A 22,798-nucleotide genomic window follows, 5' to 3' on the forward strand; every position below is an offset into this window, starting at 1 on the left:
GTGCCGGCCGGGCCGGACCACGGGACGCGGCGTATGACGACCTGGCCCGGGACGCCCGGTGGTCCCCGGCCGCGTGCGTGGCGAAGCCGGTTGTCCGGCGGGGGAGGTCCGCCGGACAACCGATGGGTCAGAGGCCGGCCGGCAGCCGGCTGTCGGTCAGGAACGTCTGCAGGCTCCTGTCCAGGGAGCGGGCGAAACCCTGGGCGAGTTCCGAGGACCCGCGTACGGGCACCGGCAGGTGCGCGTCGAAGGCGAAGCCCATCAGGCGCGCCATCGCACGCCACACCCGGGCTTCGGGCCAGGGCCCGACGGCCGCGTGATGAACCGCCAGCAGATGGGCTGCCAGCTCGTCGCCCGCCCCGGCGGCGAAGCGCCACCAGTACAGTGCGCCCTCCCACTTGTCGAGGCTGTAGAGCAGGCAGGCGAACGTCCGGGCGCCCACCGGGTCGTAATCCGCGGCGAACGCGCCGAGCGCATCGACGTCATCGCTGCGCAGCACGATCTGGCACAGCCGCCGGACCTCGACCAGGACGGCCGCTGGAGCGACCGCCGGGTCGAGGAGAGGGGTGGGCCGGCGCCGGCGGCGGCCGCGGAGCACCGCCGGGCGGACGGGGACGGGGCGGCCGCCGCCGGCCGCCGCGCGGGTGACGCGCCCGGGGGTCCGGCACCCCTTGTCGGCGATGGCCTCGGCGAGGCGTCGGGTGAAGGCGGCCACGTCGTGGTCGGCGTACTCGTCGCGGATCTTCTCGGCTTGGAGCCGGAGCACGTTTTCGAGCATCACTCGTCCCTTCCGGAACGTTTCGTCATGATCTCTTTGAGGCGTTGCAGACCGATGCTCACGCTGACCTTCGCCGAGCCGGGAGTGGTCCCCAGCCGTTCGGCGATCTGCCCGTACGACAGTCCCGCCAGGTAGTAGAGGCGCACGGAATTGGCCTGGAGAGGAGCCCGGGACTCCAGCTCGTCCAGCGCGAGGTCGAGCGGTTCGTGGTCACCCAGTTCCTTGAGGTACGAGCTGTCCGGCCTGTCCGGAGGCTCGGCGAAGGCCTGGACGCGCGCGTCGCGGATCTGGCTGCGGTAGAAGTCGCCGATCACGCCATGGAGGATCCGGTAGGCCATCGCCGTCGGATTCACATGGGCCAGGATCCGCTCCCACTTCGCGTACATGCGGCGGCCGGCTTCGAGGACGGCGTCCTCCGCGTCGCGCCGGTCCCGGAGCTTGAAGCACGCGAGGGCGAGAAACGATTTCTGCTCGCGCTGGAAGAAGGCTTCGAAGTCCAGCGGGAGGTCGGCGGTGGGCCGGGCCGCCGGGAAGTTCTCGTTCACCGGCCCTCCCCGCAGCGCGGGCCCGACGGCGGCCGCGGCACCGCCGGGCCGCCGGGGACGGGGCGGGTGCCGTGCTCCGGACGGGGGGTGAGGCGTGCGCCGGAGCGTTGTCCCGGCGCGGCACCTCCGCACACGTGCCGGTGCACCGCGGCCTGCGAGGCGGTGTGGGTCACACGCCGGACAAGGGCGTCGAGTCCTGCGGCGGTCAACCGGTAGGCGCCGAAGACGGCCAGCGCGTACCAGGGCCATGAGTGCCCCAAGTGCTCCACGAGCCCTCCCTTCAAGAGAGTTGCTGCCCACCCGCACTGTGGCGGGTGGGGCGGAACGTGCGTTCCTGCCCCTCTCACCGATGGGGGACCCCCTCAGGGTTAATCGCGACGCACAGATAATCAGCCGAACGTGATCGATCAACTGCACACAGTGCTGCGACCTGCGCTTTTCTCGCGGAGAGTGATGGACGACACATTGACTTTATGTTTAATGACCAGTAACTAGCGTTCGAAAACAGCAAGTTCATGCTCGCGAAAACGGGTGGGGTGGCCGTGGGTGCCGCCGTCGAGACCGAAGTGACGGGCGTGGACGGGAGTAAACGGCGGCGTTCCGGGAAGACGTAGGGCGGTCAGTGTGAAGCCCGGTCCGGGATGAGCCGCGCTTGTCGACCTGACTGTTGTTCATCAGGGCAACCACGGGGGAGAACAGTGTCCGACATCCATGCGTTAGTCGGTCAGATCGTGCCCGCGGTCGGCGCGGCAGTGGGCGCCTATGGCGTCAGCGTGCTGAGCCGGGCGGAGGACCAGGCAGCCGACGCGACGGTACGGCTGGGCCAGCGGCTGCTCGACCGGATCCTGCGCCGCACTCCGGACCGCGCGCCGATCGAGGCGGCGGTCACCGACCTGGCGGCCACAGCCGGAGATCCGGACGCGCTGGCGGCACTGCGCCTTCGGCTCAGGGGCCTTCTGGAAGAAAACCCGTCCCTGGCCGCGGAGCTGGCGGCCTTGCTTCCCGCACCGCCGGCGGCACAGGCCGACGGTGCCCGGAGCGTGGCGGTGAGCGGGAGCGTTTCCGGGATCGTGTCGACCGGAGACGCCGCGATCAACATCCAGCGCCGGTGAGCGGCGAGTCCGGGCCGGCCGACCGGCCCGCGGCCCCGGTGCCCCAAGAACCGGCCCGCTCCGACGACCGGCGCTCGGTCGTGGTCCACGGCGATGTCCAGGGCAATGTGAGCACGGGTGACTACACCCTCAACGTCGTCTACGTCGACGGCAAGTTCGTCGAGACCGAGAGCGTGCTGGAACTGCCGCTGCGCGAGCCCCCTCCCCTGCGGGCTCCCGCCCGGGCCGACCTGTTCGGCCGCGACGAGATCGTGGAACGGACCGTCAGGCAGCTGACCGAGGGCACCAGCGTCCAGCTGTACGGGGCTGCCGACGTCGGGAAGAAGGCGATCGCCGAGGAGGTGCACCGGAAGCTGGCGGCGCAGGGACGGCGCGGCCACGTGCTGGCGCCCCGGGCCGGGGAGACCGGCACCCTGGAAAGCCTCTATCAGCGGCTGACCGAGGCGTTCTTCGGCAAGACCTTCCTGCGCGGAGTCGACGAGACCATGCTGCACGAGGCCGTCGCCCACGTCTCCGACGTCCACCTCACCGTCTTCGACTGCGCACTGAGCCGGGAGGACGTGGCCCGGGTGATGCATACCTTCTCCGGCTGCACGTTCCTCTTCACGTCCCCGTACCCGACCCTGCCGGACATGGCGGCGGCGCACCATGTCCAGCCTCTGGCCCGCGCCGCCGCGATCAAGCTGCTCAGCTCCGAACTCGGGCTGACGCTGGGCCCGGTCGGCCTGCAGAACCTGCAGTTCGACCACGCCTACCGGATGGCCGAGGGAAAACCCCAGCGCCTGCGCCAGTACGCGGAGTTCATCAAGGGCTCCGACCAATGGCGTGCCAGGGCGGCCAGGGAGCCCCATGACCAGCCCCCGCCGGTCGATCCGGACCGGCTGAGCCCCCGGCATCAGGCCGAGGCCCTGGCCGTCGCCCTGAGCGAACCGGCCCGCAGCGCGCTGGTCGCGCTGGCGACCTTCGGCGTGCCGCTGGCCGATGCCTGGTTCGCCCCGGTCACCGGAGACCCGCGGGCCGCGGAGGCCGGGTCGGAGCTCTACGACCGCCGTCTGGTCACCTACAGCGGGGGCACCTACCGGATCACCGAGGACGCCTTCGCCGCGGTCCGCCACCAGAACTGGGCCCCCACCGCTGCGGCCACCGCCGCTGAAGGCCTGACGGCGGGGCTCACGGCGAAGACCGCGCCGCCGGGACCGGACCCGTATCTGCTGCTGACCGTCGCACGCGCCCTGAACGACGCACAGCAGTGGGTACTGCTCTCCCGCCTGGTCAGGGTCGCCGCGCCGGCCGCGCTGACAGCGGGCCGCGGGCAGATCGCGCTGCAGCTCTACATGCTGGGCAAGATCGCCGCGACGCACGGCGGAATGAGCAAGGACCTCAGGTACTTCGTCAGCACCGAGGAGCAGATCCGCAATCTGCTGAAGGGCGACAAACTCGCCGTGGCCGCAGCGCTGGCGCTCCTGGCCGCGCCGGTCGCCCCGACGGCGAAGATCGGCAGCCTGTTCAGCTACCTGGCAAAACTCGCCTCCGCCAACACTGCCGCCACGGCGGGAACCGCCGCCGTGGCGGTCGCGGCCGCCGCCACCGTCGTGGTGGTGACGAACGCGAACGAGGTGCCCGCCGGCTGCGCCGAGGCCAAACAGATCATCGCTCCCACCCAGCGGCCGACGGATCTGCGCACGACGAAAGCCTTCGTCGAACGGTCCAGGAGTGTGGCAGCCGGCCTGCGTGCCGCGGCCGGAAAGGCGACCGACGCCAAGGTGAAGTCCGCCCTCCAGACCCGGGCGGACGAGCGGAACAGCGTGGCCGACGCCAAGGAGCGCGAGGGTGACGATGCCCGTATGCACCCCGATGTCGTGGCCGCGCTCGTGGCGAGCAAGGCGCTGCAGGAGGAGATCAAGGACACCCAGGAGATCTCCCCGGTCTGCTCCAACGTGCTGGAGTGACACGGGGCTCCCGCGCTCCGACGCGCCGGCCGCGGGGCGGGGCGTCGGAGCCGGGGTCGGGGCGGGCCCCGCCGGTGGTCAGTCCGTCAGCAGCCGGTCACGCAGCCGTTCGCGGGTGGCGGGCGTCAGCTTCAGGCCGTCGGTGAGGTACTTCTCCGTCGAGCCCCAGGTCTGCTCGATGGCGTCGTAGGCGGCCGCGAGGTAGTCGGTGTGCGCCCCGAACAGCGGCGCCAGCAGCTCCATGACCTCCTGCGACATCCCGACCGCGGAGTTGTCGGAGCGGCGGATCTTGTAGCGCCGGTGGGGGTCGTTGGACTTGAGGTAGTCCGCCTCGATGGCGTCCCGCTCCACGCCGACCGCGAGCAGGGTCACGGCAACGGACAGGCCCGCGCGGTCCTTGCCCGCCGCACAGTGCATCAGCGCCGGAACGCTGTCCTCGGCCAGCGCGTTCAGCACCCTGCTGTGGTCTTCGGTACGGGTGGTGATGATGTGGCGGTAGGTCTTGGCCATACGGGCCGCGGCCTTGCCGTCGCCGAGCGCGGAACGCAGCTGGTCCAGCTCACCGTCGCGCACCATCGCCCAGAACTCCGCGCCGTCGGCCGGGTCGGTGAGCGGGATGTTCACATTGCGCACGCCGGGCAGCGTGACATCGGGGCCTTCCAGTTTGATGTCCGAGGCGTTGCGGAAGTCGAAGATGGTATGCAGCCCGAGGCCGGCCAGAAACGCGGCATCCGCCTCGGTCGCATGGGCGAGGTGCCCGCTGCGGAACAGCCTCCCCTCCCGTACGCGACGCCCGTCCATGGTCGGCAGACCGCCCACATCGCGGAAGTTGCGGACCTCCGTGAGTTCGGGCTGGGCCTGTGGGACCTGCGGCGTCTGCTGCGTCACGCGCGCTCCTCGGGTTCGTTCGCCGACGCCGCTCGTCGGCGAGGCGGGCACTTCCGACGATACGACATTGATGCAATAGGCAATCGGGCCGACATGGGCGACACGAACGCGCCGCGCTCTGCAGGGCAGGGCACGGCCGATCTTTATTCCAACTTGACAAGGATTTGACTTGGTGGCATTAATCACCCCTCGTCAACCCCTGGTTACGGTGGCGTAGGTCACTTCTTGAGGTGAAGTATGTCCTGACGTGGCAGACGATTCGAAGTACTTCAGCAACGGCGCCCATGGCGCCATCGGGTCGTACGCAGCCGTCGGGGACAGCTTTACAGAGGGGGTCGGGGATCCCGGCCCTGACGGGGCGTACATCGGTTGGGCGGACCGCCTGGCGGTCCTTCTCTCGGATCAGCAGGCCGAAGGGGACTTCCGCTATGCGAACCTCGCGGTCAGGGGCCGGCTCCTGGACCAGATCGTCGAGGAGCAGGTGCCCCGGGCGAAGGAGCTTGCTCCCGCCCTGGTGACGTTCTGCGCCGGCGGCAATGACATCCTGCGGCCCGGTTCGGATCCGGACGCGGTCGCCGAGCGCTACGAGGCAGCGGTCGCCGATCTGCGGCAGGAGGTCGGCACGGTCCTGCTCTGCACCGGCTTCGACACCCGCGGCATCCCCGTCCTCAAGCATCTGCGCGGCAAGATCGCCACGTACACGGCGCATGTCCGGGCCATCGCGGACCGGCACGACTGCCCGGTCCTGGACCTGTGGTCGCTGAAGTCGGTGCAGGACCGGCGGGCGTGGAGCGACGACCGGCTGCATCTGTCCGCCGACGGCCACACCCGGGTGGCGCTGCGCGCGGGACAGGTGCTCGGGCTGCGGGTGCCGGCCGACCCGGACCAGCCGTGGCCGCCGGAGGCGGAGCGGTCGGCCGCCGAGGCGCGACGGGACAACATCCACTGGGCGCGGGAGCACCTGGTCCCGTGGATCGGGCGCCGGCTGCGCGGTGAGTCGTCCGGTGACCATGTCGAGCCCAAGCGGCCGGATCTGCTGCCGCTCTAGGGACCCCGTCCAGAGGCGTCTCGCCTCTGGACGGCCGGGGCTTCAGGGGCCCAAGGCGTGCCGGAGGCCCCGTTTCCGCCGATGCGGAGCGGGGCCTCAGTGGGCGAGCGAGGAGTACGGCAGATCCGCCCAGACGACCCGGCCCCGACCGCTGTCGGCGGGTCGTGATCCCCAGCTGTCGGAGAGCGCGCCGACGAGGAACAGTCCTCGTCCGCACTCCTTGTCCACGCTGCCGGGCTGGACGTGCGGCGCCGAATCCTCCGGGCCGCCCTGGTCCGTGATCTCTATGCGTATGTGCGCCCCGAAGAGGGCGAGTTCGCAGCCGACCTTTTCGCTGTCGGTGTGTCGCACCGCGTTGGTGAACAGCTCGGAAACCACCAACTCCACGTCGTCAAGGACGTGTTGAGCAGCGCCCCACTCGTGCAGCAGCGCACTGACGCGTCTGCGCGCCTCGGGAACGGACGTGCGTCGCGCCGGCAAGTGGAACGCGTCCTGCGGGTACTGGGCGACAAAGCCGCCACAGCGCCCTAACGAGGGAGCGTTGTTGGAGGAAGCCACTCCGTAACTATGTGCGATGCCGGTCACCGATGGCAAGGATCACTCTGCAATTTGCAGAATCGTAAGGTGCAGTCTGTTCGCGCTGTTGACGGCATGACACACTGCTGACCACTGAAGTCAGTTGGAGGCGATCGGACGTGGCGGACCCACGGTCGGCAGGTGCACCGACCGTCCTGCGGGTGGTGCTCGGCAAGCGACTGCAGGACCTGCGCGAGAAGGCGGGGATCTCCTTCGAACGGGCCGCCGCGGCCCTCGACGTGACCCACGCCACCATACGGCGCATGGAAAAGGCCGAGGTCGGCCTCAAGCTCCCCTACGTCGAGAAGCTGCTGGCGACCTACGGTGTCACCGACGAGGACGAGATCGAGGGCTTTCTCTCCCTCGCGCGCGAGGCCAACAAGCCCGGCTGGTGGCACCGGTTCCGGGACGTCCTTCCCGAGTGGTTCAGCGCGTTCGTCAGTCTGGAGAGCGAAGCCAACCTCATCCGGGCCTACCAACCGCACTACGTCCCCGGCCTGTTGCAGACCGAGGACTACGCCGCCGCCGTCCTGCGGGCCGGCATGCCGCACGCCTCCGCGGCGGACATCGACCGCATCGTCGCGCTGCGCATGGAGCGCCAGTCACTGCTGACCCGTGAGGGCGCACCGATGCTGTGGGTGGTCATGGACGAGACCGTGCTGCGGCGGCCGATCGGCGGGGCCCAGGTGATGCGCGACCAGATCACCCGGCTGATGGAGGCCACCGCACTGCCGAACGTCCGGCTGCAGGTCATGCCCTTCGCCGCGGGCCCGCACCCCGCCATGTACGGCCCCTTCCACATTTTCCGCTTCCCGATTCCGGAACTCCCGGACATCGCCTACGCGGAAAGCCTCGTCGGAGCCGTGTACTTCGACCAGCGCAACGACGTCTCGCAGTTCCTGGAGGCCCTGGACCGGATGTGTGCGCAGGCCGCGCCGGCACACACCACCGAGGCCATTCTGGGTGGCTTTCGCAAGGAGATCTGAACCATGGATCGCATACGCATCTACAACGGCATGCCCGCCAAGGAACTGGGCACTGAGGGCTGGCACAAGCCGTGGAGCGGCGGAAACGGCGGCGAGTGCGTCGAGGCCATGCGGCTGGGCGACGGCCGGATCGCGCTGCGCCAGTCGACCGACCCGGACGGGCCGGCGCTGATCTACACCCACCACGAAATGGTGAGTTTCATCGAGGGCGCGAAGGCCGGTCACGCCGACTTCCTGCTCTCGGCGGCGCCGGGCCGGCGCACCGAGCGGAGGACGGCATGAGCGAGCAGGACCTGCCCCCGGGCGCGCCGGAGGGTACGTTCCATGAGATCGGACCGTACGTCCAGGGGCCGGAGCCCTCGGGCTTCGCGGCCGAGGAGATCGACACCAGCCGGCCGCATCCGGCCCGGATGTACGACTACTACCTCGGCGGCTGGGACAACTACGAGGTCGACCGGGTGGCCGCGGAGCGCGTCATCGAGGTCCACCCCCAGGTCCGGCTCAGCGCCCGCGCCAACCGTGCCTTCATGCGGCGGGCGGTGCGCGACCTGGTCGCCGGCGGCATCCGCCAGATCATCGATATCGGCACCGGCATCCCCACCTCCCCCAACACCCATGAGGTGGCCCGGGAGACCGCGCCCGACACCCGGGTCGTCTACGTCGACAACGACCCGATCGTCGCCACCCACGCCGGCGCCCGGCTGACCAACACCGAACGCACCGGATTCGTGCTCGGCGACGTCCGCGACCCCAAGGCGCTGCTCGACCACCCCACCGTCCGGGAACTGATCGACTTCGACCGGCCGGTGGCGCTGCTGCTGGTCGCCGTACTCCACTTCATCCGGGACGACGAGGACCCCGCCGGCCTCATCGCCGCCCTTGCCGAGGCGCTGCCGACCGGCAGCCACCTCGTCCTGTCGCATGCGACCGGTGAGCCTTATGAGGCCTATGAGGCGGGCCGCATCAACGAGCAGGCGCGCGACGGCGTGGTGAACGTCTACAAGAGCGCCACCGCTCCCCTCAACCTGCGGTCGAAGACCGAGATCGCGCCGCTCTTCGGGCCGTTCGCCCTGCTGGAGCCGGGAGTGGTGCGGGTGCCGCTGTGGCGGCCAAACGGCCCGGTGCCCGGGGCGCAGGAACTCAACAACACCATTTTCTACGGCGGGGTGGGCCGCAAGGGCTGACCGGCCGGGCCCGCGGGCCCGGCCGGAGGTTCCCGCCCGGCGAGCTACGCGTCCGCGGGGGAGACCCGGGCGTCCGGCGGACCCGCGAGCCGCTGCCCGTCGCCGGGCGGTGCGGTGGCGGTGGCCGGTGCCGCCGAGGTGAGGGGCGGCGCCGTGGTGGTGAGGGCCGAGCGCAGGTCCTCCGGTCCGGCGAGGCGGGTGTGGGTGCCCGGCGAGGTGCAGGCGTACGCCCCGGCGACCGCCCCCAGGCGTGCGCACTCGTCGAGGTCCCGGCCCGCCAGCCGGCCGTAGAGAAACCCGCAGGTGAAGGCGTCGCCCGCGCCATTGCTGTCCACAACCGGGCCGGGCGGGACCGCGGGCGGGACCAGGCGTGGGGTGCGGTCGTCGGCGGTGAGGAGGTAGGCGCCGCCCGCCCCCGCCATCGCGATCACCGCCTCGGCCCGTCCCTCGTGCAGGATCTCCCGCATGACGGAGCCGATCCGTTCCCCTGCCCCCGCCGTACTGAGAAACACCAGGTCCGAGCGGAGCGCGAACTCGCGGTGATGGTCCGTCAGTCCGTCCCAGTCATGCAGATCCGTGGAGACGGGGATGCCCAGAGCCTCGATGTCGTCGTAGAGGAACCGGGCGAAGTGCATGATCGACAGATGGACGTGCCGGGCCCGGCGCAGCGGCGGGAGGTAGTGCTCGGGCGGCATCCGCAGATCGAGCGGGTCGCGGCCGTCGTAGAACGACATCCGGCGGCCGTCGGAGGCCACCAGGTTGACCGCCCGGCGGGTCCCGTACGGCGAGAGCAGCGGCCGGAAGTCGACGCCGGTACCGGCCAGCCGCTCACGGACCAGGCTGCCCGGATGGTCGTCGCCGAGGAAATCCACGAATCCCGTGGTGAGCCCGAGTGCCGCACAGCCGAGTGCGACGCCGGTGCCGGTGTGTCCCGCCCCTTCGTGAAGAGGGGGGACCGCATAGGAGTCGGCGAGCGGTACGGGCAGCGCGGCGACCGACACGTTGGTGTCCACACCCGACCCGCCGACGACGAGTACGTCGTATGCGTCATACGGCTCAGAAACCTGCTGGAATGTCACAAGCGTCCCTGAATCCCTTGCTGGTGAGACGAATCCCTTGCTGGTGGAACCGTTTGCGGACGAGGTGCGTCCGCTGCCGGGAGTCTAGACGCACACTCGGCTCATCAGGGGATGTCAGGGACTCCGGTGACACGAGGGAGAAAAGGGGCCGCAGAAGCCGCGCCGGTGATCAGTGGCCGGCGCGGAACGGGCGGGGGAGCGAGGGGGACGTGGCGGCGGATAGGACAGAGAACTCCCGGGGCGGGCGCACCGCGATCGTGATCGGTGGCGGGCTGGCCGGGATGCTGGCCGTCACCGCCCTGGTCGGACAGGTCGACGCGATCACCGTCGTCGAACGCGACCGCTACCCGGCGGGGCGGGCCTTCCGCAAGGGCGTCCCGCAGGCCCGCCATCTGCACATCCTCCTCAGCGGTGGTCAGCGCGCGCTGGAGGAACTGCTGCCCGGAACGGTCACCGCGCTCAGCGAGGCGGGCGCGCGCAGCCTGTATCTGCCGCGCGATCTGCTCACCCGTACCCCCACGGGCTGGCAGCGCCGCTTCGACGAGCGCCGGCATCTCACGCTGAGCGTCACCCGTCCGGTGCTGGACTCGGTGGTCCGGGAGCGGGCACTGCGGGCCGCGGCGGGCTCGGCCACCCGGGTGAGGGTCCTGGAGGCGACCGAGGCCATCGGTCTGACCGGGGACGCCGGCCGGGTGAACGGGGTACGTGTCCGGTCACGGGACGGTGAGCCGGGCGCGCGGTCCGAGCGGGAGCTGCCCGCCGATCTCGTGGTGGACGCCTCGGGCCGCGGCTCCCGCACCCCTCAGTGGTTCGCCGGACTGGGCCGGGCCGCGCCGCAGGAGGAGACCGTGGACGCGGGACTGGCCTATGCCACCCGGATGTACCGCCCCAAGGACCCGGCCACCGCGCCCGACGCGGGCGTCAATGTGCCCGGCTGGCCCCAGTGCCCGCGCGGCGCCGCGTATGTGCCGGTCGAGGACGGCAACTGGCTGCTGACGCTGTCCGGCGTACGGGGGCACCACCCGCCGACGGACGCGGCGGAGTTCACCGCCTTCACCGCCACCATCGGCGACCCCTACGTCCATGAACTGCTCGCCCGGGCCGAACCGCTCTCGCCGGTCCACAGCTTCCGCGATACCTGCAACCGCCGCCGCCACTACGAGCGGCCCGGCGCCCTCCCCGAGGGGTTCCTCGTCCTCGGCGACGCCGGCTGCACCTTCAACCCCGTCTACGGCCAGGGCATGTCGGTCGCCGCACTCGGCGCGCTGGCCGTGCGCACCACGTTCGCCGAGGGCGGCGGTCTGCGCCCGGGGCTCGCCGCGGAGGCGCAGCGGGCGGTGGCCCGCGCCGCGGAACCCGCCTGGCTCGCCGCGGTCGGCTCGGACCGCCCGTACGCGAGCCCCGACGGCACCAAGGCGGGTCCCGGGGAGCGGCTGACCACGTGGTACCTCGACCGGCTCTCCGCCCGTGCCGCGATCGACCCGGTCGTCGGGGCGGCCTTCCGGGACGTCTTCTGCCTCACCGCGCCGCCCACCCGCCTGGTCGCCCCGCGGGTCTTCCTGCGCACGGTCTTCCTGCCCCGCCGCCCCGGGCTCCCCGGCCCGCCCGCGGTCGTGGAAAGGGTGTGAGGGCGGCCTGCCCGGCCCCGCTCCCATGGACGCGTTCGAGTTGCCGGCCCGTCCCGTATCGGCGGTGGTGCCCGGGAAAGATCACACCGTTACTCCGGAATGCCACGGCCGGTCGCGCCGTTGCTGTCTGCGGGTGATGGTGTGGAGAGTCCGGGTGTCGTGGTGCGGAAACCGTACGGCGGCGCCGTGTGGCGCGGCGTACCGGAACCCGCCGCCCACGCGGCCCGTTCACTTCGCGACTGCCCCGACCATGGAGGTGCCGTGACCGGTTCCAGACCCCGTCGCTCCCGACTCTCCGCGCTGCGGCCGGCGGCTTTCGGCGCCGTGCCCACCGGGGAGCGGCTGGCCAGGCTGCGCAGGTCGCCCCAGTTCGTGGACGGCCAGTTCCGCAATCCCGTGGAGACCAGGCAGCTGCTCCACGGCTCCGCGCTGCCGATGGCACGTACCCAGCTGAGCCGGGAGGGACGGCTGCGCCGGGCGCCGGTCGGCCGGATCCCGGTCTACCGCCCGACCGCCGCGGACGGGACGGAGCCGCCCGCCTCCGGGCTGCGGCTCACCTGGATGGGTCATTCGAGCGTGCTGGCCGAAATAGACGGTCAGCGGGTGCTCTTCGACCCCGTCTGGAGCGAGCGCTGCTCCCCGTTCACCTGGGCGGGCCCCAAGCGGATGCACCCGGTCCCCATCGGGCTGGACGAGCTGGAGCCGGTCGATGTCGTGGTGATCTCCCATGACCACTACGACCATCTCGACATGCCGACGGTCCAGGGCCTGACCGGCACCGGAGCGGCCTTCGTCGTCCCGCTCGGCGTCGGTGCCGACCTGGAATTCTGGGGTGTGCCCGCGGAGAGGATCACCGAGCTCGACTGGCACGAGTCCGCACGGGTGGGCGGGCTGACCCTCACCGCCACGCCCGCACAGCACTTCTGCGGCCGCGGTCTGCGCGGCCCGCAGCACACCCTGTGGGCCTCCTGGGTGGTCGCGGGACCCGGCCACCGGATCTTCCACAGCGGCGACACCGGCTACTTCTCCGGCTTCGCGGAGATCGGCGCGGCATATGGCCCGTTCGACGCGACGATGATCCAGATCGGCGCCTACAGCGACTTCTGGCCGGACATCCACATGGACCCCGAGCAGGGGGTGCAGTCCCACCTCGACCTGCAGGGACAAGAGCCCGGTGGCGTGCTGCTGCCGATCCACTGGGGCACGTTCAACCTCGCACCGCACCCGTGGGCCGAGCCCGCCGAGTGGACCCTGACCGCCGCCCGGAAGGCCGGGGTCACCAGCGCCCACCCCCGGCCCGGAGAGCCGTTCGAGCCCGCCGACCCTCCGGCCGTCTATCCGTGGTGGCGGGCGATTGCCGTGCCCCCCGTCCATGGATGGCCCACCTGGCCGCCGGCGGTTTCCCCCACCGACGTGGATCTCGTCGCGGACCGCTGAGGCGGCAGCGGGGTGCCGACCGTGGGACCGGCCGGCCCGCCGAGTGCCTTCCCACTGACCGGCCATGAACGGAAGTTCGAATTTCCTCGTACTGGCGTACGCAAGGCGCCCACTCAAGGAGGTGGCGAGGGGTAGCGAAACCCCGAAGTGGGCCCGGACCCCACCCGTGCAACAACTAGCGTGCGTGCTCCGCGAACTGCCACGGCCGATCCGGAGGGCGCCGATGCCTACCGCATTCCCCCAGGGGAACCAGACGTTCCAGGAGGCTCACAGATCCCCAGGGCCCCAGGGTTCCCCGGGGGCAGTCCCCGTCCCCGCCTCCGCCCGGCGGCGGGAGCGTGAGGGCGGACGACACGGTCGGGCCTCGTTCCCCGAATCCGCTGCCGACTCGGCGATACGGACCCGCCTGATCCGGCTCGCCGCCGTCCCCTGCCTCCTCGTCGCCGTCATCTGCACGGGCGCCGCTGCCTTCGTGGTGCAAACCGGCGGCGCCCGGCTCACCGGCCGCGAGTGGGTCGTGCTGTGCGGCGGTCTCGCGCTGGTCTGCGTCATCGTGCTCACCGCGAGTGCCGCCGCCAACGCCGAGGCCCGCGCCACCGTCACCCGCTACGCCCGGCTGCGCCAGGTCTGTGCCCGCAGCCAGTCCGACCTGTACGACCTGCTGGACCGCGTACGGCAGGGGGAGTGGATCCAGCGCCGCGAGCCCGAACAGGGCGTGGCGCCCACCGGTGACACGCTCGACCTGCTCGCCCACGAGGTGGCCGCCGCGGGCCGGGCCGCCGAGTCCGCCGTCATCGACGCGGTGGCCATCGCCCGCAGCAACGCCAGCGGCAGCGAGCAGAAGGTCGAGGTGTTCGTGAACCTCGCCCGCCGCCTGCAGTCCCTGGTGCACCGGGAGATCGAGCTGCTGGACGAGCTGGAGAACCAGGTCGAGGACCCGGACCTGCTCAAGGGCCTGTTCCACGTCGATCACCTGGCCACCCGGATCCGCCGGCACGCCGAGAACCTCGCGGTGCTCGGCGGCGCCATCTCGCGCCGCCAGTGGAGCCGCCCGGTGTCCATGACCGAGGTGCTGCGCTCCTCGATCGCCGAGGTCGAGCAGTACCCGAGGATCAAGCTGGTGCCGCCGATCGAGGGCACCCTGCACGGACACGCCGTCGCCGACGTCATCCACCTGCTCGCCGAACTCGTCGAGAACGCCTCGATCTACTCCGCCCCGCAGACCCCGGTCCTGCTGCGCGCCCAGCTCGTCACCGCGGGTCTCGCGGTTGAGGTCGAGGACCGCGGCCTGGGCATGTCGGCGGACGAGCAGTCGCGGATGAACGCCCTGCTGGCCGACCCCGAACACATCGATGTCGCCGAGCTGTTGAGCGACGGCCGGATCGGACTGTTCGTGGTCTCCTCGCTCGCGCGGCGGCACGGCATCGTGGTGCGGCTGCAGAGCAATATCTACGGCGGTGTGCAGGCCGTGCTGATCGTGCCCCAGGAACTGCTCGGCGAGGAATCGGCCGAGGGGGACGCGGAGGGAACGGAGGGGCCGCGCGTCTCATCGCCGGACACCGACCCGGCGCGCGAGCACGACGGGGGCTACGCCGTCGGCTTCGTCGACGACCCCGACGACCCCGACGGGGCCCATGCGCGTCGCGAACGCCCCCGCGATCACACCTTCGTGGAGCCTGGCGAGTGCCATGACCCAGGACTGAGCCCCGGCGGCCGCACCGTGGCCATCCCCAGCCCCGCTCCCGCCCCCGATGCGCTCGACACGGCACCACGCGGCTACGGCGACGGAACGGCCCCGGCTTCGGCCCCGGTTCCGGCCCCAAGGCCCCTCCCCACGGACACCGATCCCGTCTCCGATCCCGTCTCCGATCCCGACGCCGGTGCCGCGCGTCGCCGGCTGGTCCGCGCAACGGGTTCCTACACTCCCGACGTCCGCCTGCCCGCCGCGCGGCTGCCCGAGCCGCACACCTCCGACGCCGCTCCGGCCGACCGTCCCGCCGATCCCGGCCCGGTCGTGCTTCCGCCCGCCCCGCCTGCCGTGGACCACAGCGCCCGCCCGCGGCTGCCCCGGCGGCGCAAGCAGACGCACCTCGTTCCCGAGCTGCGCGGCGACCCGATCCTGCCCTCCGCGACCCCTCGTACGGGGCCCGAGCCCGAGCACGACCCCGGCCTGATGGCCGCCTTCCGGCGTGGCTTCAGCCTCGCCGACGACACCTATGCCGGCGGCACCGCCGGCGGTAACGGCACCACGGCCCACGGCGGCGACACCAGCAGCCCGGCCGGCAACGACCTGCTCTACGACCGTGACCGCGATGCCACGATGGCCCGCCCCCGAGGAGACGACCGCAACCATGGTGAGTGATGTGCGTGCGCAGGCGCATTCGCAGCTGCAGTCAGGTCAGCACACCGACCTGTCCTGGCTGCTGACCGGGCTCGTACAGCGGGTACCGCACGCCCGGAGCGCGCTGCTGCTGTCCTCGGACGGCCTGGTGAAGGCCGCCCACGGCTTCGACCCGGACAGCGCCGACCACATGGCCGCCCTGTCCTCCGGCCTCTACTCCCTCGCCCGCAGCGCCGGTGTGCGCTTCGGGGAGGGCGACGAAGTGCTGCAGGTGGTCGTCGAGCTGGAGTCCACCTTCCTGTTCGTCTCCACCGCCGGATCGGGCGCGTGCCTGGCCGTGCTCGCCGGCCGCGAAGCCGATGTGGCGGTACTGGGCTACGAGATGTCGATGCTGGTCAAGAGCGTCCGGCCCTATCTGTCCACCCCCGCACGCCACCAGACGCCCGCGGGCGGTCGTTGACCATGACCGTGCGTCGCCGACGGCGGCAGGGCGGAGAGCCGTGGTATGACGACGCGGCGGGCCGGCTGGTCCGCCCGTACACCGTCAGCAACGGTCGGACCCGTCCGACGGCGCACTTCGACCTGCTGACCATGGTGATGGCCACCGGCCGGCGGCCCGTTTCCTGCCAGGGCCCCGACTACGCCCAGGTGCTGGGGCTGTGCGGCGGGCCGGTCTCCGTCGCGGAGATCGCCGCCCACATACGGCTGCCCGCCGTGGTCACCAAAGTGCTCCTCGCCGACCTCGTCGACTGCGGGGCGCTCACCGCGCGGGCCCCCGCGGCCGTTTCGGCAGGGCCCGCGTCCCGTACCGACCGAGCCCTGCTGGAGGCGGTGCTGAATGGACTTCGCAAACGACTGTGACCCCCACACCCCGGGGGACCCCTCGACCGACCTCTTCCCCACCGCGCTCAAAATCCTGGTCGCGGGGGGCTTCGGGGTCGGCAAGACGACCTTTGTCGGTGCGGTGAGCGAGATCGAGCCGCTGAGCACGGAAGAGCTCCTGACCCAGATCGGCGTGGGTACGGACGATCTGGCGGGTGTCGAGAACAAGGACACCACCACCGTCGCCATGGACTTCGGCCGGATCACGCTCAGCCCCGCGCACGTCCTCTATCTCTTCGGGACGCCGGGGCAGCAGCGCTTCTGGTTCATGTGGGACGAGCTGTCCAACGGTGCGCTCGGCGCGGTCATCCTCGCCGACACCCGGCGCCTGGACCAGTGTTTCGCGGCCGTCGACTTCTTCGAGCGGCGCGGCATCCCCTTCATCATCGCCGTCAACGAGTTCGACGGCTCCTACCACTACGACCCGGACGAGGTCCGCACCGCCATGGACATCTCTCCCCGCATTCCCGTCGTGCTCTGCGACGCCCGCCGGTGCAGCTCGGCCACCCACGTCCTGGTCTCGCTCGTCCAGCATCTGCTCACCCCCGCCCTCGCCGCGACCCCGGAGCTGCCGTGAACCACCCCGCCTCCCGCGTCCCCTACCTCTCCTACGATCCGACGCGTCATCTCCTGCTCACCCCGCAGGACGACGAGGCCCCTGCGCGGGTCGCCCGGCTGCGTGCCCTGGGGATCGGGGAGTCCCCGCTGCCCGCCTTCGACGAGTTCGCCCGCAAGCTCGCCCGGACCACCCGGGCGCCGTACTCGATGGTCAACTTCATCGACGAGCGCCGGCAGTACTTCGCCGGCCTCTACACCCCCGCGCAGGACCGGGCCGTCGAGCTGGGGCCGGCCCCCGCCAGCGCCCAGCCGGGCCGGGTGATGGACCGTGACCACGGGTACTGCCCGCATGTCATCGTCCGCCGGAAGGCCCTGGTGCTGGAGGACGTCTGCGACTATCCGCGGTTCGCCGGCAACCCCGTCGTGGACGAGATCGGCATCCGCTCCTACCTGGGTGCGCCGCTGATCGACCGTACGGGGACGGCGCTGGGCACCGTCTGCGTCGTGGACCTCGAACCGCGTCCCTGGGGCCGGGAGGGGCTGGAGACCATCAAGTCGATGGCCGCCGAACTCGTCGAGCAGATCCACCGTATGGAGAAGCAGCAGAGCGACGCTTGAGGAGGCGCACGGGGAGGCCTCGCCCAGTGCGCCTCCCCGGTCCGGAATCCGGCCCCGGTGCCCGGCGCGTCCGGCTCCGGGAGAGACATCCCCTGGAGCCGGACGCCCGGCCCGGGGCCGCGGCATCGGCCGGCTGCCGGTGACCGCGTACCCCGTGACCCAGGCTGCCGCTCATCTCGGCCCGACGCACCGCGAGCGTCCGGACACCGGGCCGGTGCGCTGGCCCGGTACCGTGGCCGTGGTGTCCTCGGCCCGCCCGGCGGGCGCCGGTACGTCCGCGGGGGCGTCGGCTTCTTCGGGCCACTCCGAGGGCTCCAGCCGCAGCAGGTCCGCCAGCCGGCTGGACCACTCGCCCCGTGCCCGTCCCAGGGCCAGCTCGCCCAGGCGCAGCAACTGGATGTCGGAGGTGCCGGCCGGCGCGAAGATGTGGTGGGCGTCGCGCAGGAAGCGTTCCACCGGCCGGTCGGTGAACAGCCCGCAGGCGGCGTGCATGTCCATCGCGTCGCGCGCCGACTCCAGTGCCGACTCCACATTGACCAGTTTCGCGTTCATCAGCTCCGCATCGCACGGCAGACCCTGGTCCAGGAGGTGTACCGCGTGGTACGCGGACAGCCGGGACAGCAGCAGCCGTGACTGGATCCGGCCGAGCTTGAGCTTGATGTTGCCGAGGTCGGCCAGCGGTTTGCCGTAGCGCTGCCGCCCGGCGCAGAACGCCGTGGTCTCGTCCAGCACCGCCTGATGGATGCCCAGCGAGACGGCGGTCAGATTCGGCCGCCCGTACAGCACGCTGGAGGAGTAGGCGACCGACAGTCCGTCGCCCTCCCGGCCCAGCAGATTCGCCGCCGGAATACGGCAGTTGTCGAAGAACAGCTCGCCGAAGCTGAAGCCGTGCAGCCCCATCGCGGGCTGCTGCGGGCCGACCCGGAAGCCCGGGCGGTCGGACTCGACGAGGAACGCCGACAGGCCCTTGGAGCCCTCGCCGGTGCGGGCCACCACGCCGTGGAGGTCGCCGACGTGGCTGTTGCCGACGTAGATCTTCCGGCCGTTGAGGACGTAGTCGTCGCCGTCGCGGACGGCGGTGGTGGCCATGCCCAGCACATGGCCGCCGGACTGCGGTTCGGTGACCGCGATGGTCGGCAGGCAGTCGCCGGAGGCTATGGCCGGCAGCCAGGTCTTCTTCTGCTCCTCGCTGCCGAAGTGGACGATCTTCGCGACGCCCAGCTGCGACGCCTGCACCATGGCGCCCATCGCGGCGCTCACCCGGGAGAGCTCTTCGATGATCAGGGTCTTCGCGACATGGCCGGCTCCCATTCCGCCGTAGGCGCGGTGCACGGTCGCGCCTATCCAGCCCTGCCGCGCGATCAGGCGCGAGAGATCATGACAAACGGAACGGTTCGCCTCCATTTCTGCCACCCGGGGGCGGACCTCCCTCTCGGCGAACTCCCGCACCTGGTGCCGGAGTACCTCATGCCGCTGGTCCGTGAAGTAGCGATGCAAGACGAGCCCCTCCTTCGCGATCTCCCCCGTGCTGGTCGCATCACGCCTCGGACGACACCCGGTGGTGCCGTCGCAGCGAACGTGCCGGAAAGTGATCTTTCGCTTACCCCGTGCAATACCCGTTGGCATACCTACTGCGGGGCGCATAAAACATCAACTGGGCGCATTTAGGTGGTGAGTTGAGGCGCGAAGTGGAGGCGCACCACCCCCTGTTCGAGGATGTGTGCGGCGCGGTTCCTCCGGCCCGGGAACCGCGCCACCCCACGCCTCCCACCCCCGCCGTGACGGGGGTGCGGGGCGTCAGTGCGAGACGTCGCAGCAGGACTCGCGACGCTGCTGCCGGCCCACCTCAAGCCAGTCGGTGCCGGCCGATCGCAGTGAACGTGCGGCGGGCGCCGGGAAGGAGTCGGTCAGCTCCCGCTGTGCGAACAGCCGTCCACCGCGCAGCACCGCCGAGGTCCGCACCAGCGAGTTGAAGTCCCGGAACGGATCGCCGTCCACCAGCGTCATATCGCCGAGCTTGCCGACCTCCAGCGTCCCCAGATCCCGCTGTGCGCCGAACACCTGAGCGGGCAGCGCGGTCGCCGTGCGCAGCGTCCGGCTCACGCTGAGGCCGCCGCGGTGCAGCGCCCGCAAGCACAGATGCAGGCCCAGTCCCACCGGCACCAGGGGCTGGTCCGTGCCGAGCGCGACCAGCCCGCCGCCCGCCAGCACCCGCCGGTAGAGGCCGACCTCGCTGTCGATATCGGCCAGCTGTGCCGGAGTGGGGCGATGCCCGGCGTTCTCCCGTACGAGCGCGGTGTCCCAAGGCGGCATCAGCCGGGTGACCCGCACGTCGTCGGCCAGCGCCGGATCGTCACCCAGCAGTGCGGCCGCGGAGAACGGCGTGGCGAGAAGGTGGAAGTCGGTGCCGGTGTAGACCTCCTCGACGTCCTGGTAGGCGTGCCCGGAGCCGCTGACGGCATGGCCGAACTCCAGTCTTTGCGTGGCCTGCAGATGTGTCGTCAGGTCCTGGCCGAGCTGGATTCCCGGGGTGAGCAGATGGCTCCCGGCCCGGACCCCGAGCCGCTGGTGCGCGAAGCGCGCGGCCTCTTCCATCACCCAGCCCGGCGCCCGTACATAGGTCTTGACGAAATCCCAGTCCAGGGCCGCGCCGCGCGCCAGTGAGCGGCGCAGCCCCGCCCGGGTGCGGTGCGCCCGCCCCATGCTGTACGCGACCCGGGCGCCGTCCAGCAGCTCGCCGCAGGTCAGCAGGCGCGGCCCGGCGAGTGCACCGGCCGCCACCGCCTCCCGGAGGCGGGCCTGTTCATAGGAGAAGCCCCCGCAGGAGACCGCGGTGGTGATGCCGTAGGCGAGCTGCAGCGCGGTCTGCCGCCCGCCGTAGGTCGTCTGCCAGGGGTGGGTGTGGGCGTCCCAGAGTCCGGGCAGCACGGTCTGCCCGGAGGCGTCCACCCGGCGGGCGGCGCCGGACCGGGCCGGGCGGTGCGCCTCCACCGCGGTGATCCGCCCGTTGCGCACCACCACATCGACGTCCTCCCGCACCTCGTCGCCGGTGCCGTCCCAGAACCGGCCCGCGTGCACCACGGTGTCCCGGGCGCGCGCGGGGCGGTGCCCGAGGGACAACGGGACGGTCCGTGCGGTGCTGCCGGACACCCCGATCAGCCGCAGCTTCCCGGCCGAGAGATACAGGAGCGTGCCGGAGTCCCCGGACCATGACGGATGGTCGGCGCTCTCCTCCGTCAGCTGCCGCGGCGCACCGTCCGGCGTGCCGTCGGGCCGCACCGGCAGCACCCACAGCGCGGACTCGACGATCACGGCCAGCCAGTGCCCGTCGGGTGACCAGACCGGCCCCGAGTCATAGCGGTCGGCGATCGACACATGCTCGGCGACCGGGTGCAGCCGGTCCTTGCCGGTCTCGGTGTCGACGATCCGGATGACGTTGTAGCCCTCGCGGAAGCGGCGGTTGAGGCGGGTGCGGTCGCAGTACGCCAGGTAGCGCCCGTCCGGTGACCAGCTGGGACGGCCGGGCAGCCCGCCGGCGCCCATCGGTGCGGCCAGTACCGTCTCCGCACCGTCGGGCAGCGTCCGTACGACCAGATTTCCGGACATGTCCAGAGCGGCCAGCCGCCCGCCGTCCGGCGACAGTGCGGGCTGCACCCGGCCGCCGGTGGCCAGGACCGTCTCCTCGCCGGAGGCGAGATCGTGGCGGCGCACCGCGAACAGCCCGTCCCGGTCGTCGGCGTAGAGCAGCGCCCGCCCGTCGCGGGACCAGCTCGGCGCCAGGACGTAGCGGGTGGCATCGGACCGGACGATCCTGCGTGCGGTGCCGCCGCCCGAAGTGGGCGCGATCCAGAGGCCGTTGAGCGCGGCGAAGGCGACCTTGCGGCCGTCGGGCGAGAGCGCGGGCAGGTGCACCCCGCGCACCGGACCGGCGGCCGTCCGCTCGAAGCCGTAGTCCTTGACGCGATAGCGGGGGCGCTCCAGCGGCAGCCGCGCGGTGAACGGGATGGTCACGGCGCGCTGCGGGGCATCGGGCCGGACGATCCGGAACTGTCCGCCGACGGTCAGCAGCAGCTCGTCCCGTGAGACCCAGCGCGGCGGCACCGGCTCCACATCGCCGTCGACCGCGACCCGCCCACCATCCACCACCAGCGCGCAGGTGGGCCCCGGATAGTCCGTGGTCCGCAGATAGGCGAGCCGCCCCGTGGGGGACAGCGCCGGCGCCAGCACCTGTGCGGTCGCTGTCTCGCTGTGCTCGGTGCGCACCGCACCCCGCCCATCGGCCGGCACGGAGGCGACGGTGCGGGAGACCAGCGCCGCGCCCGCCACCCGCCCCCGTACGAACACGAGCCGCGTGCCGTCCGGCGACCAGCAGGGGTCGAAGTCCTCCCAGGCGGCGTCCTGGTGCGGGCCCTCCTGACCGGGCAGTCCGGTCACCCGGGTCAGCTTTTTCGTCGTCACCTCCAGCACCCAGATCCGGTACGGGCTGCCGGCCACCGCGTCCCCGCCCCGCTCCGAGGCGAAGGCGATCCGGGTGCCGTCGGGTGACCAGGCGGCGCCTCGGTCGTCCCACGGGCCGTCGGTCAGCTGCCTCAGACCGGAGCCGTCGGCGGCGAGCGTCCACAGATGGAAGGCGCCGCCCCGGTAGGCGCAGACGGCGATCCGGCGGCCGTCGGGGGAGTGCACCGGACGGGTGGGCTCCAGGTCGGGCGGGGTCAGCGCCACCGCCTCGCCGCCGGCCCGCGGCAGGGACCACAGGACGTTCTGGACCTCGGCGACCAGCCGGTCACCGGCCGGGGAGAGGGACGCGGCGCCATTGGTCGCGGCAGTGAAGGACAGGGCGGCGCCGCTCGCACCGGCGTCCTGCGCCCAGGCGCCGGCAGCCGTGGCACCGGCCAGACCCGCCGCCGCGGCGGCCGAGGCGGTGCCCTGCAGAAATCTGCGGCGGGACAGCGGCGCGGGGAGAAGGGGGGAGTTCTCGAAACGATCCTCGAAACGATCCGTGGTGTCCAACGTTCCTCCTGCGAAAGGGGGTTGCGGCACAGAGTCATCAAAGAACCGGCTGATCGTGTCACGCCGCCCGGGGACCGGGGCAACCACGCCACGCGCGCCCCGTGGCGCACCGCCGCCCCGCGCGCAAGAGTGGGCGCCGACGACTCGTCAGCCACCGCCCGTCAGCCACCGCCCCGGCA

Annotated in this window: 21 protein-coding genes; 13 read left to right on the top strand and 8 right to left on the bottom strand. The window is 71.8% G+C overall.

What is annotated here, in order from left to right; genetic code table 11:
* Window positions 1-127: 127 nt before the first annotated feature.
* From CFW40_RS30870 to CFW40_RS30880, 3 genes are read right to left on the bottom strand one after another with little or no spacing between them, the layout of a single operon-like run.
* Complete coding sequence (locus CFW40_RS30870) at window positions 128-778, bottom strand: hypothetical protein (protein WP_256331196.1); 651 nt, start codon at window positions 776-778, stop codon at window positions 128-130.
* Window positions 778-1,323, bottom strand: coding sequence for an RNA polymerase sigma factor (locus CFW40_RS30875; RefSeq protein WP_088801066.1), 546 nt, complete (start codon window positions 1,321-1,323; stop codon window positions 778-780). Before CFW40_RS30875 ends, CFW40_RS30870 begins: the two co-directional genes overlap by 1 nt.
* Window positions 1,320-1,592, bottom strand: a complete 273-nt coding sequence (locus CFW40_RS30880; protein WP_088801067.1) for a hypothetical protein — start codon at window positions 1,590-1,592, stop codon at window positions 1,320-1,322. The genes CFW40_RS30875 and CFW40_RS30880 overlap by 4 nt, the downstream gene beginning before the upstream one ends.
* Before the next feature lie 429 nt (window positions 1,593-2,021).
* Between CFW40_RS30880 and CFW40_RS30885 the strand changes: the two genes are divergently transcribed.
* Together CFW40_RS30885 and CFW40_RS30890 are read left to right on the top strand one after the other, a co-directional pair.
* A complete protein-coding gene (locus CFW40_RS30885) occupies window positions 2,022-2,435 on the top strand; it encodes a hypothetical protein (protein ID WP_256331195.1) in 414 nt (137 codons plus the stop codon).
* Window positions 2,432-4,384, top strand: a complete 1,953-nt coding sequence (locus tag CFW40_RS30890; RefSeq protein WP_088801068.1) for a hypothetical protein — start codon at window positions 2,432-2,434, stop codon at window positions 4,382-4,384. The genes CFW40_RS30885 and CFW40_RS30890 overlap by 4 nt, the downstream gene beginning before the upstream one ends.
* Window positions 4,385-4,462: 78 nt before the next feature.
* On the opposite strand, the gene CFW40_RS30895 is transcribed toward CFW40_RS30890, so the two are convergent.
* On the bottom strand, window positions 4,463-5,272 hold the full coding sequence (locus CFW40_RS30895; protein ID WP_088801069.1) for a tyrosine-protein phosphatase: 810 nt from the start codon (window positions 5,270-5,272) through the stop codon (window positions 4,463-4,465).
* Between the two features lie 247 nt (window positions 5,273-5,519).
* Here CFW40_RS30895 and CFW40_RS30900 point away from each other — a divergent pair, with 247 nt between their 5' ends.
* A complete protein-coding gene (locus CFW40_RS30900; protein WP_088801070.1) occupies window positions 5,520-6,320 on the top strand; it encodes an SGNH/GDSL hydrolase family protein in 801 nt (266 codons plus the stop codon).
* Window positions 6,321-6,416: 96 nt separating this feature from the next.
* Here CFW40_RS30900 and CFW40_RS30905 read toward each other — a convergent pair whose 3' ends face one another.
* The gene (locus CFW40_RS30905) at window positions 6,417-6,878 is read right to left on the bottom strand and encodes an ATP-binding protein (protein WP_256331194.1); all 462 of its coding nucleotides are present in this window, start codon (window positions 6,876-6,878) and stop codon (window positions 6,417-6,419) included.
* A 137-nt stretch (window positions 6,879-7,015) separates the two neighbouring features.
* Between CFW40_RS30905 and CFW40_RS30910 the strand changes: the two genes are divergently transcribed.
* Genes CFW40_RS30910 through CFW40_RS30920 form a run of 3 tightly spaced genes read left to right on the top strand, consistent with a single transcriptional unit; the run spans window position 7,016 to window position 9,066 of the window.
* Window positions 7,016-7,882, top strand: coding sequence for a helix-turn-helix transcriptional regulator (locus CFW40_RS30910; RefSeq protein WP_088801072.1), 867 nt, complete (start codon window positions 7,016-7,018; stop codon window positions 7,880-7,882).
* Window positions 7,883-7,885: 3 nt separating this feature from the next.
* On the top strand, window positions 7,886-8,164 hold the full coding sequence (locus CFW40_RS30915) for a DUF397 domain-containing protein (protein ID WP_088801073.1): 279 nt from the start codon (window positions 7,886-7,888) through the stop codon (window positions 8,162-8,164).
* A complete protein-coding gene (locus CFW40_RS30920) occupies window positions 8,161-9,066 on the top strand; it encodes an SAM-dependent methyltransferase (protein WP_176956329.1) in 906 nt (301 codons plus the stop codon). Before CFW40_RS30915 ends, CFW40_RS30920 begins: the two co-directional genes overlap by 4 nt.
* A gap of 44 nt (window positions 9,067-9,110) precedes the next feature.
* On the opposite strand, the gene CFW40_RS30925 is transcribed toward CFW40_RS30920, so the two are convergent.
* The gene (locus CFW40_RS30925) at window positions 9,111-10,145 is read right to left on the bottom strand and encodes a carbohydrate kinase family protein (RefSeq protein ID WP_088801074.1); all 1,035 of its coding nucleotides are present in this window, start codon (window positions 10,143-10,145) and stop codon (window positions 9,111-9,113) included.
* Window positions 10,146-10,354: 209 nt separating this feature from the next.
* Here CFW40_RS30925 and CFW40_RS30930 point away from each other — a divergent pair, with 209 nt between their 5' ends.
* The 7 genes from CFW40_RS30930 (at window position 10,355) to CFW40_RS30960 (ending at window position 17,609) form a co-directional block, all read left to right on the top strand.
* Window positions 10,355-11,773, top strand: coding sequence for an NAD(P)/FAD-dependent oxidoreductase (locus CFW40_RS30930; RefSeq protein ID WP_371127247.1), 1,419 nt, complete (start codon window positions 10,355-10,357; stop codon window positions 11,771-11,773).
* 261 nt (window positions 11,774-12,034) lie between these two features.
* Window positions 12,035-13,210, top strand: coding sequence for an MBL fold metallo-hydrolase (locus CFW40_RS30935; protein ID WP_088801075.1), 1,176 nt, complete (start codon window positions 12,035-12,037; stop codon window positions 13,208-13,210).
* A 223-nt stretch (window positions 13,211-13,433) separates the two neighbouring features.
* Window positions 13,434-15,572 carry an ATP-binding protein gene (locus tag CFW40_RS30940; protein ID WP_088801076.1) on the top strand — a complete coding sequence of 713 codons (2,139 nt, stop codon included), beginning with the start codon at window positions 13,434-13,436 and terminating at the stop codon, window positions 15,570-15,572.
* Window positions 15,562-16,011, top strand: a complete 450-nt coding sequence (locus tag CFW40_RS30945; RefSeq protein WP_088801077.1) for a roadblock/LC7 domain-containing protein — start codon at window positions 15,562-15,564, stop codon at window positions 16,009-16,011. The genes CFW40_RS30940 and CFW40_RS30945 overlap by 11 nt, the downstream gene beginning before the upstream one ends.
* 2 nt (window positions 16,012-16,013) lie before the next feature.
* Entirely contained in the window at window positions 16,014-16,412 is a 399-nt protein-coding gene (locus CFW40_RS30950; RefSeq protein WP_088801078.1) for a DUF742 domain-containing protein, read from the top strand.
* A complete protein-coding gene (locus CFW40_RS30955; RefSeq protein WP_088801079.1) occupies window positions 16,390-17,010 on the top strand; it encodes an ATP/GTP-binding protein in 621 nt (206 codons plus the stop codon). The genes CFW40_RS30950 and CFW40_RS30955 overlap by 23 nt, the downstream gene beginning before the upstream one ends.
* Complete coding sequence (locus CFW40_RS30960) at window positions 17,007-17,609, top strand: GAF domain-containing protein (protein WP_088801080.1); 603 nt, start codon at window positions 17,007-17,009, stop codon at window positions 17,607-17,609. Before CFW40_RS30955 ends, CFW40_RS30960 begins: the two co-directional genes overlap by 4 nt.
* A 171-nt stretch (window positions 17,610-17,780) precedes the next feature.
* Here the strand turns inward: CFW40_RS30960 and CFW40_RS30965 are convergent, their stop codons facing one another.
* Together CFW40_RS30965 and CFW40_RS30970 are read right to left on the bottom strand one after the other, a co-directional pair.
* Window positions 17,781-19,106 carry an acyl-CoA dehydrogenase family protein gene (locus tag CFW40_RS30965; RefSeq protein ID WP_088801081.1) on the bottom strand — a complete coding sequence of 442 codons (1,326 nt, stop codon included), beginning with the start codon at window positions 19,104-19,106 and terminating at the stop codon, window positions 17,781-17,783.
* 300 nt (window positions 19,107-19,406) lie between these two features.
* Window positions 19,407-22,619, bottom strand: a complete 3,213-nt coding sequence (locus CFW40_RS30970) for an amidohydrolase family protein (RefSeq protein WP_088801082.1) — start codon at window positions 22,617-22,619, stop codon at window positions 19,407-19,409.
* Between the last annotated feature and the right edge of the window lie 179 nt (window positions 22,620-22,798).

It is taken from the genome of Streptomyces sp. 2114.4 (genome assembly GCF_900187385.1).
In the GTDB taxonomy this organism is placed as follows: Bacteria; Actinomycetota; Actinomycetes; order Streptomycetales; family Streptomycetaceae; genus Streptomyces; species Streptomyces mooreae.